The sequence below is a fragment of the Thalassotalea sp. 1_MG-2023 genome (assembly GCF_030546745.1).
Classification (GTDB): domain Bacteria; phylum Pseudomonadota; class Gammaproteobacteria; order Enterobacterales; family Alteromonadaceae; genus Thalassotalea_C.
Genome location: NZ_JAUOPD010000048.1, coordinates 1 through 5,772, shown reverse-complemented (window position 1 = coordinate 5,772; position 5,772 = coordinate 1). Strand labels below are relative to the sequence as shown.

General features: G+C 35.4%; 6 protein-coding genes and 1 pseudogene. 5 read left to right on the top strand and 2 right to left on the bottom strand.

The window, feature by feature from the left end; genetic code table 11:
- Nucleotides 1–84: 84 nt before the first annotated feature.
- Together Q4489_RS18045 and Q4489_RS18040 are read right to left on the bottom strand one after the other, a co-directional pair.
- Nucleotides 85–298, bottom strand: a pseudogene (locus Q4489_RS18045) (transposase); the annotation flags it as partial.
- Between the two features lie 200 nt (nt 299–498).
- Nucleotides 499–822 carry a HigA family addiction module antitoxin gene (locus tag Q4489_RS18040; protein ID WP_303483293.1) on the bottom strand — a complete coding sequence of 108 codons (324 nt, stop codon included), beginning with the start codon at nt 820–822 and terminating at the stop codon, nt 499–501.
- Between the two features lie 647 nt (nt 823–1,469).
- Between Q4489_RS18040 and Q4489_RS18035 the strand changes: the two genes are divergently transcribed.
- From Q4489_RS18035 to Q4489_RS18015, 5 genes are read left to right on the top strand one after another with little or no spacing between them, the layout of a single operon-like run.
- Nucleotides 1,470–2,600, top strand: a complete 1,131-nt coding sequence (locus tag Q4489_RS18035) for a radical SAM protein (protein WP_303483290.1) — start codon at nt 1,470–1,472, stop codon at nt 2,598–2,600.
- Entirely contained in the window at nt 2,597–3,136 is a 540-nt protein-coding gene (locus tag Q4489_RS18030) for a hypothetical protein (RefSeq protein WP_303483287.1), read from the top strand. The genes Q4489_RS18035 and Q4489_RS18030 overlap by 4 nt, the downstream gene beginning before the upstream one ends.
- Nucleotides 3,133–3,873, top strand: a complete 741-nt coding sequence (locus Q4489_RS18025) for a class I SAM-dependent methyltransferase (RefSeq protein WP_303483284.1) — start codon at nt 3,133–3,135, stop codon at nt 3,871–3,873. The genes Q4489_RS18030 and Q4489_RS18025 overlap by 4 nt, the downstream gene beginning before the upstream one ends.
- Nucleotides 3,874–3,884: 11 nt before the next feature.
- Entirely contained in the window at nt 3,885–4,556 is a 672-nt protein-coding gene (locus Q4489_RS18020; RefSeq protein ID WP_303483281.1) for a hypothetical protein, read from the top strand.
- Nucleotides 4,557–4,568: 12 nt separating this feature from the next.
- The gene (locus Q4489_RS18015; RefSeq protein ID WP_303483279.1) at nt 4,569–5,645 is read left to right on the top strand and encodes a hypothetical protein; all 1,077 of its coding nucleotides are present in this window, start codon (nt 4,569–4,571) and stop codon (nt 5,643–5,645) included.
- Nucleotides 5,646–5,772 lie beyond the last annotated feature (127 nt).

Sequence of the window (5,772 nt, the reverse complement as noted above, 5' to 3'; positions counted from 1 at the left end):
GGTTATCGCCATTAGAGGCCGAACACAAATATTGGAAAACTTATAACAAGGTGGCCAGTTTTAGTTGACCACTACACGTGTACCTTTCTTTGACTCGCTTGCAAAGTACAGCGGCTTCTTTTAGTATATTTCGTTCTTCAGTAACACGTCTTAGCTCAGCCTTAAGTTTACGTATTTCTTCTTGTTCAGCGGATTTAGCAGGTGGTGTTTTGGCTTTACTCACCCAGTAGTAAAGTGATTTATCTGAAATACCTAATCGTTTAGCAACGTCAGGGACGGAAAAGCCTTTATCAACCACTTGTCGAACAGCTTCATCTTTGAATTCTTATGGGTATTTATTATTACTCATAACATCTCTCATCATACTTCATTTTCTAAATAAAAGATGTCTACATTATTTGGGGAAGATCAAACTGGAAATTCAGTTGTAGCGAATTAGCCACAATTCAATCGCTAATGAACAAATTTCTGTGATCCTTGCGTATCAAAAGAGAAAGATTAATCAGGTAATAGTTTAGACTTATTCGATAATTTCGTGGTTGTATATAAATCATACTGGTTTTGATAATGAAGCCATGCCCTCGCACTTAAGTTAGTACAAGCTTCTAATTTACGCGCTAAATTAACTTCAACATGAATATGCCCGTTAATTAAACGAGAAAGATGCTTAGTTGATATACCAATCATCTCTGCAACTTCTGGTCGCTTTAACTCGGTTTTATCCAAAAACCTACGCTTTAGTACTTCACCTGGGTGTGGGCGATGTAAGCTCTCAGCACGAGCTGTAGATGTCAACTGAGTAACAAAAGCAGGTATTGTCATGCATTATACCCCTTTGAATGGCGACCACTTCCAGAGCTGCTCTGGTGATGAGTCACCAATGATATATTACGAACGTTCTTTGCGTAACCCCTTTGTCCTTTTAGCAAGTAATATTGCCGAATTACAAAAACTGTTCGAACAATTCAGAATTTGTTCGCTCTAATTAGCTCTTGTCAATTAATGATTAGACGTAATTTTAGCGAACACATTCTGCCCTTGTAAACCTTATTCTTAATAGCCTAAATTTTCTAATATATTAAATTGCAGCGAACAGCCAATTTGACACTCTTAATATTTACATTTAAGTAAAAAAATTAGTGTAATAGCTTTCTAACGATATATATCGTTAATTGTAGAACCTCTGCTCAAACTCTATGTTTGTGTGAATAAATTATAAGGCTTGAAATTTCATCAATGCATGTGACATATAAACCTAATATTCTATATCTGTATATTAACATACTGAATTTCATTATTAATTTTCTATCTTTGGGGTTGCAATAGACATCATATAAGTAGTAATTTTAGTTGTCGTTAGTATCGGGATATTAGTTCTAAACAATCAAAAGGAAAGCATTGACCAAAATGAATAGGCATAAATATTTTAAAAGGTCGATGTTTATTTTCTACAAAGGACAATGAATAACATGGAAAGCTCAATTAAAACGGACAAATTTACGAAATTTTCTGCTCATCAAATTATTCCAGAAAATGTTTTATTGACTGGTTTCATTAATAATCCCGGCATAAAACAAATCGAAATATCACCTACAGACGCTTGCAATCAAAATTGCCAATGGTGCTTTACTGTTTCAGCTCGTGAATCAAAAGAAAAAATGTCACTAGTACAGTTAAAAAAGATACTAGATGATTTCCATCTGCAAGGAGGAATTTCGATTGTTATTTCTGGTGGGGGAGAGCCTTTACTATATAGCGGCCTGATTACTGCAAACAATATTTTCGGTGATAAGTCAATCTTAGAATATTGTTTTAACTTTGGTTTTACAGTCGGGTTAATAACAAATGGCGTTTATCTAGACAAGCTAGTCAAAGCTATAGATATCAAGAAACTTGCGTTCTTGAGAGTTTCAATAGATACACTTAATGAAGATGATTACTATTCATTACATGGGGCTAAAAAAGAACACTTCCAGACGGTAATCAAAAACATAACTATTGCTTCAAATCAAAGGCTGGGTAGCCATACACCTGCATTAGGTCTAAGTTTTATTGTAGATACAGAATCAAATTTGAACTCAAACAACGATTCAATAATTGCCATAAATACATTCGTAAAAAAGCTGAATATTGATTTTGTGCAATTCAAGCACTTGCACACTACAAATATTGAACTCGCTCAAAAGTCGCTACTTAAAGTTCATTATTTTGCTAGACAATTAGAATGGTTAAATACAGAGTTTTGGGTACAGGAATATCACTCCCCGAAACCGCACGAAGTTTGTTATGTCACCAAAATAATTCAGTCCTTTGGAAATAAAGACAAAGTTTTTCCTTGCTGTCACTTATTTGGAAACACAAATTATATTGAACAAAAAGGCCAGCTCAAAACAGAAGTTGTTATAAAGAATTGCCCATCAAAAGTTTGCAGATATGTATCCATTAATAACTTACTAACTGAAGTGGAAAGTGGGGTCTCAGTAGATAAAGCAATTAATACACTTAAGCAGTCTATTGAAGAACATGGGTTTCATCCATATAGGTATTTTCCAACTGCGCCAGATCTAATTTTTCCAGTAACAGCAGAAAAAACATCATGAAGATATTAGTAATCGGCAATATTGCTTCTGGAAAAAGCACCCTTTCGAACTCAATTTTAGGTTTGTACCCAGAGTTTTGTTCCATATCGATAGATGAAATGCGAAAGCTACATTCAGATGGCTCCGAGTTAGGGGAAAAATATGCTAAGCAAGTTTTCATCGATTGTATCAGCAGCGATGAGACATGCCAAATAATAGAATTTTCAGGTATTGGGGAATTAGCAGCACTAACGTTTGAGAAGATTAAATCGGATTCAAACATCCTTATCATCTACTTGCGAGTACCAGAAGAAATAATCAATCTACGATTACAGAACCGTTGTTGGGATACTCCATTTCCGCTTCCTTTAGAGAACCTTCCAACAGCAATTAAACATACTAGTTCGGAGTTTTCTCGCGGTGTTATTGAATCTCATCTAAAAATGTGCCCACAATCAGTTTTACTAAGTCTCAAAAATGAAACTAATGCCGATATCCAAGTAATCACCGAGTTATGCAGACTATACATACAAAATATTATGAGTGATAACTTATGAGCAACTCACTATTTTCAAGTAAAGAGATACTATATCAAGACTTTCGCCCCGAATACCCTCCTTCCATAATCTCTGATTTGGAATCTGCATTTGATATTAAATTAAATGGAAAAATAGCCGAGTTTGGATGTGGTACAGGCAAGCTAACAAAGTATTTAAGTGGGAAAAATAGGCATATTTATGCCGTTGAACCAGACAAAGAAATGTTAGACCGCGTACCAATGAATAACGTATCAATAACAAAAATAATTGGAACGGCTGAAAATTCAAAACTTTCTAGTTCCAGTATTGACTTTATTCTATCTGCGCAGGCGTTTCATCATTTTGAACCTGTCTTATCAAAAGATGAGTTCAAGCGAATTCTAAAAGAAAACGGACAGATTATTTTGCTTTGGTATTTTTCAGATATGAGTCAGAGTATCGCGAGAGAAATCCGCAAAACGTTTTATTGTTTTGGTCGCCTATTAAACCAACCCAAAAGAATGAAAATAACCAAGCACAGTATTGGCTCTTTGTTTTCTGAATACAATGTTAGTTGCAAGCAGGTAGGAACTATTGAACAAACCTTAAACCTTAACAACTTTCTAGGGAGTATGTGTTCATCATCATATGCTCCTAAACCATCGGACAGTATTTTCGATGACTATAAAGGAGAGTTTGTTCGACTATTTGGTTTACACCATAAAAGCGGAGAGGTCGCTTGTCGTTTCAATATTCTTGCTTACCATATTTTTTAGAAGGATAAAAAATGAAAGCTCAAACAATGTTAACTGCTTTTAACACAGGTGTAGGTAGTTTAATCGGCATCGCAGGAGGATATTATATTCGAAAAAGTGAAATAGCAGGTTCTGAAGCATGGATAGTTTTTGCGTTGGTGTACTTGATTGTATTCTTAAGTGCTTTAGCAGTCACTAATTATTTAGGGAGTTTTCTTTTCAAGCAATTGAGAAGGTTCTTTGATCCTCATTACATTGAGGGGCGCTGGGTTCAGATCATCGAAGACAAAAGGCTTGATAAACTCCCCCCTACGAGATATACGTTCTTAGAAATTTCTTATGAAAAAGGACAATGTTTTGTCAAAGGTGCCTCCTATAGTGAAGAGGATGGAGAGCAAACAACGAATTTTTATTCTCTCTCCTCTACTTACTCAAAAAGCAACTCAACCTTAAAATACATATACAAATTCACAACTGATGAACATAACGATAAGAAAGAACTTTTTGGTGAGACAAGTTTAGTATTCGGAAGTGTAAATGGAGAAAAAAGCTTAAGTAAATACAAGGGAGTGGTTCACAGTAACCTTAGAGATGACGTACGTGTTCTCGCGGTAAAAATCAAAAACAAAAACGAATTTCAGTTTAGTAACGCTACCAGCAGGCAGAAAGTGCTAGCGACCATTAAAGAAGCTTTTCTTCAATAGCAGGAGCTATATATGATTCAATCTCTAACGACTGAGCTAAAAACACAAATCATTGAATGTTTCAAAGATAAAACGCCTGAGTCAATTATAGTAGGAGGCAGCCACTCTTGCGCAGAAGGAAATATTTTCATTTCGCGCCAGAAAGAGTATTGGTTGAGTGATATTGATTTACTTTGCGTGCACCCTGATGGCTTTTCTATTGAAGAAGCCAATAAAATATTCAATAACATGCTCACATTATCAAATAGTATTAACCAGTCCAATCCGTACTTTCATATTGGTCTAAAATTAAGATCCCCATCTGAACTACTGCAAGAGGCAAAAACGCTCTACTTTAAGGAGTTATCTCAAAATTCATTCAGTATATTAGGAAAAAACTACCTTGATTATTTTCAACCACAACAAAAGTTTGGATTTGACAGGAATGATGCTGAGCTACAAAACACTCTTTATAAATGTGCTTTAACTAGGCTCTGGTGTAACGTGCTGTTTTTTCCTTCAAGGCTTTTATCATCAGAGTCTCCTGATTTCCGAGTTTGGTATAATTATTTTTACTGCCGTGGAGCAATGGATTGGATTACGTGGAGGTTAATAAAAGAAAATATGTGGGTAAACGGTTACCAATGCCGCTTCGATGAATGGAGTGGGTTAGGACACTCCAAAGCTATTCCTAAAGAAGAACTTTATCGATGCCTACAGACGAAATTAGGTATCAACAACATTGATTACCGAACAGTTATCGAGCAAGTACTTGAGTTTGCCATTTCGGAAATTGAACAAATATCTCCAATTCAATTAGAACATTATGACCCAGAATTTCAATTCATAATTTCTATGAATAAGTATCTGTTAAATAAAAGTCTTAACAAGCCAGCCGAATATACAAGAATAAACATTCTCGATAGTATAGAGCACTTTTCCCAATTTGGAGAGTTACCTGAGACAGAAATGAGCGACATTAAAATATGGAACTTATTACGCGCTAAATATAGCGATTTTCGATTTGCTCGTAGTGATAAAGACAAATTCGATCATAACGTTTATACGGAGCACTTTCTGCGTTTGGGTGCTTCTCCCTGCTTAAATTAACAGATTTGATCCGCAATAAGAGATTCTGTTTAATTGGAATAAGGTAGCCTTGTTCTGCGCAACTAAATCAGGACACTTTTCTTAAGGAACTTTGTTCATACTCTACTGGCGACAGATCACCATTAGC

Excerpts from the sequence above, each read along its gene's own strand:
- Q4489_RS18040 (WP_303483293.1), bottom strand. The coding sequence starts at position 822 with ATGACAATACCTGCTTTTGTTACTCAGTTGACATCTACAGCTCGTGCT.
- Q4489_RS18035 (WP_303483290.1), top strand. The coding sequence starts at position 1,470 with ATGGAAAGCTCAATTAAAACGGACAAATTTACGAAATTTTCTGCTCAT.
- Q4489_RS18020 (WP_303483281.1), top strand. The coding sequence starts at position 3,885 with ATGAAAGCTCAAACAATGTTAACTGCTTTTAACACAGGTGTAGGTAGT.
- Q4489_RS18030 (WP_303483287.1), top strand. The coding sequence starts at position 2,597 with ATGAAGATATTAGTAATCGGCAATATTGCTTCTGGAAAAAGCACCCTT.
- Q4489_RS18025 (WP_303483284.1), top strand. The coding sequence starts at position 3,133 with ATGAGCAACTCACTATTTTCAAGTAAAGAGATACTATATCAAGACTTT.
- Q4489_RS18015 (WP_303483279.1), top strand. The coding sequence starts at position 4,569 with ATGATTCAATCTCTAACGACTGAGCTAAAAACACAAATCATTGAATGT.